The organism is Frankia canadensis (assembly GCF_900197875.1).
Taxonomy (GTDB): domain Bacteria; phylum Actinomycetota; class Actinomycetes; order Frankiales; family Frankiaceae; genus Frankia; species Frankia canadensis.
On sequence record NZ_FZMO01000333.1, the window covers coordinates 1 to 3,277 of the forward strand.

Below are 3,277 nucleotides of genomic sequence, written 5' to 3' on the forward strand. Positions count from 1 at the left end.
CATCATCACCCACCGCGCCCACCTCATCACCACCCTCACCACCCCCGGCATGGCGCCGGGGGTGGTGAGGGTGGTGATGAGGTGGGCGCGGTGGGTGATGATGTGGGCGGCGTCGTGGAGGGTGAGGATGCCGGCGGTGGTGGCGGCGGCGATTTCGCCTTGGCTGTGGCCGATGACGGCGGCGGGGGTGATGCCGTGGGTTTTCCAGAGGTGGGCGAGGCTGGTGAGGACGGCCCAGAGGAGGGGTTGGACGATGTCGACGCGGGCGAGTTGGTCGGGGTTGGTGAGGGCGGTGAGGGGGTTCCAGTCGATGTGGGGGGTGAGGGCGTCGGTGGCGGCGTGCCAGTGTTCGGTGAAGGTGGGGCTGGTGGCGAGGAGGTGGGTGGCCATGCCTGCCCATTGGGAGCCTTGGCCGGGGAAGATGAACACGGGTTGTTCGCTGCCGGGGTGAACATGACCGGTGGTCAGGACGCTGCGGGCGAGGTGGAGAACGCCAGCAGTTCCAGCAGTTCCAGCAGTTCCAGCGCTTCCTGGTGCGCTGGGTGTGCTGAGGGCGGAGAGGCCTTCGAGCAGGCCCGTGCGGGTGCCGGCGAGAACGACCGCTCGGTGATCGAACGCGTGCCGCTGGCGCAGAGTGTGGCTGACGCCGGTCAACGGCAGGTCCGGGTGCGTGGTGAGATGCTGGTGAACGCGGCCGGCGTGTTCGCGTAGCGCGTCAGGAGTGCGCGCCGAAAGCGGAAAGAAGAACGGTGCTGGTTCATCTTCTGTCGCCGCGTTCTCCGTGCTCGCCGCGTTCTCCGCGAATTGCGTTGCGGCGGGTTCGGCGCTTTCCACCGTCGTGGCGTCAGCGGTGGCGGGGGGTTCTTCGAGAATGATGTGGGTGTTGGTGCCGCTGATGCCGAAGGAGGAGATACCGGCACGGCGAGGTCGCTCGTGCCGGTCCCAGGGCTGGGGAGTGGCGAGGAGTCGGAGGCGTCCGCTGTCCCAGTCGACGTGGGGGGTGGGTTCGTCGGCATGCAGGGTACGGGGGAGTTCGTTGCGGTGGAGCGCCCCGATGATTTTGATGATGCCGGCGACGCCGGCGGCGGCCTGGGTATGGCCGATGTTGGATTTGAGACTGCCAAGCCAGAGCGGCCGGTCGTCAGGGCGGCTGCGGCCGTAGGTGGCGAGCAGGGCGTGGGCCTCGATGGGGTCGCCGAGCGGCGTTCCGGTGCCGTGGGCTTCGACGGCGTCGACGTCGGCGGGGCTCAGCTGGGCGTTGGCGAGCGCGGCGCGGATGACGCGCTGCTGGGAGGGACCGTTGGGCGCGGTGAGGCCGTTCGAGGTGCCGTCCTGGTTGATGGCCGTGCCGCGGATGACGGCGTGGACGGGGTGGTTGTTGGCGACCGCGTCGGTGAGGCGTTCGAGGAGGAGGACGCCGACGCCTTCGGACCAGCCGGTGCCGTTGGCGTCGGCGGAGAACGAACGGCAGCGGCCGTCGGGGGACAGGCCGCGCTGGCGGCTGAACTCCACGAAGGTCTCCGGCGTGGCCATCACCGCCACACCACCGGCCAGGGCGAGCGAGCTTTCGCCGGAGCGCAGGGACTGGACGGCGAGGTGGACGGCGACGAGGGAGGAGGAGCAGGCGGTGTCGATGGTGACCGCCGGCCCCTCGAACCCGAACACATACGACACCCGGCCCGACGCCACACTGCCCGCGCTACCCGTGATGCGGTGCCCCTCCAGCGACTCCGGTGTCGGCCCGTCGCCCGTCCCGTAGTCGTGGTACATCATTCCGCTGAAGACGCCGGTGGATGTTCCGCGCAGCGTGTCGGGGTTGATCCCGGCGTGTTCGATGGCTTCCCAGCTGGTTTCGAGCAGGAGCCGCTGCTGGGGGTCCATGGCGAGTGCCTCGCGTGGGCTGATGCCGAAGAACTCGGCGTCGAAGCCGCCGACGTCGGTGAGGAACCCGCCGCTGCGTGAGTAGGAGGTGCCGGGATGGTCCGGGTCGGGGTCGAACAGGCTGTCCAGATCCCAGCCCCGGTCGGTCGGAAAGTCACCGATCGCCTCGCCGCCGGCCTCGACCAGCCGCCACAGATCCTCCGGCGAGGCGATACCCCCCGGGAAACGGCACGCGATCCCCACCACCGCGATCGGCTCACGTGCGGCCGCGGTGAACTTCCGGTTCTGCTGGCGCAGGCGGTCGTTCTCCTTGAGAGACTTCCGCAGGGCTGCTACCACCTTCTCGGTGGATGTCTCGCTCATAGTCTACGAACTCCAGCCAGAATCGGGGTTCAGTCGGTTTCCTCGAACGCCATGAGAATCAGCCGTTCGGTATCCAGCTCGTCGATGGTTTCGGCGCTCTCCGGCTGATCCGGCGCGTCGGTGCTCTGGGTGACATCAAGGAGGAGCTGCGCTAGTCCGCTCGCGCGCAGACGGTCGATCGGTATCGTCGCCAGGATTCTTCTGAGCTCCGCGTCGCTGGTGCCGTCCGTGCTGTCCGGAGCACCGGCGGGCTCCTCGTCCTGGGGAAACAGCTCGTCGAGCAGATAGGAGGCGATCGCCTCCGGCGTGGGATGGTCGAAGACCAGGGTCACCGGCAGCCGGTGCCGGACGATCCCGTCGAGCCGGTTGCGCAGTTCCAGGCTCGTGAGCGAGTCGAAACCCAGCTCCTTGAACGCCGCGCCAGGGGGAACCGCCGAAGCCCCGGAATGCCCCAGGATCTGGGCCGTCTGGGCCCGTACCGCGTCGAGGACCGTCCGCCTGCGATCGGCGGGCGCCAGCGCCACGAGCCGGTCCGACAGCGTCGAGGGAGCGGGTCCGTCCCGCTCATCGGCCTTGCGTGCCGGAGTCGCGAACAGGCTGCGCGCGATCGGCGGCACAGCGGCGGACGGACTGGTCCCGGCGGCGGCCAGCGTCATCGGGACGAGATGCGCTTCGCTCCGCTCGAGCGCGGCGTCGAAGAGCGCCAGCCCCTTCTCGGTCGAAAGTGCACCCACACCGATCCGAGCCAGCCGAGACCGGTCGACCTCGCCCATCTGTTCGGTCATGGTGCTGGTTTGTTGCCAGTAGCCCCAGGCGAGGCTGGTGGCGGGGAGGTTGTGGGTGTGGCGGTGGTGGGCGAGGGTGTCGAGGAAGGTGTTGGCGGTGGCGTAGTTGGCTTGGCCGGGTGTGCCGAGGGTGGCGGCGATGGAGGAGAAGAGGATGAAGTGTTGGAGGGGGAGGTGGCGGGTTTGGTGGTGGAGGTTCCAGGCGGCGTGGGTTTTGGGGTTGAGGGTGGTGTGGAGGTGGGTGGGGG

At 69.0% G+C, this 3,277-nt stretch carries 2 protein-coding genes; both read right to left on the reverse strand.

Annotation, left to right across the window (positions count from 1 at the left end):
- The coding region (locus tag C1A33_RS22405; RefSeq protein WP_133150791.1) for a type I polyketide synthase at nt 1–2,244 on the reverse strand (2,244 nt) is incomplete at its 3' end.
- Between the two features lie 29 nt (nt 2,245–2,273).
- Nucleotides 2,274–3,277 (reverse strand): beta-ketoacyl reductase (locus C1A33_RS22410; RefSeq protein ID WP_115538001.1); only part of this gene is annotated, 1,004 nt, incomplete at its 5' end.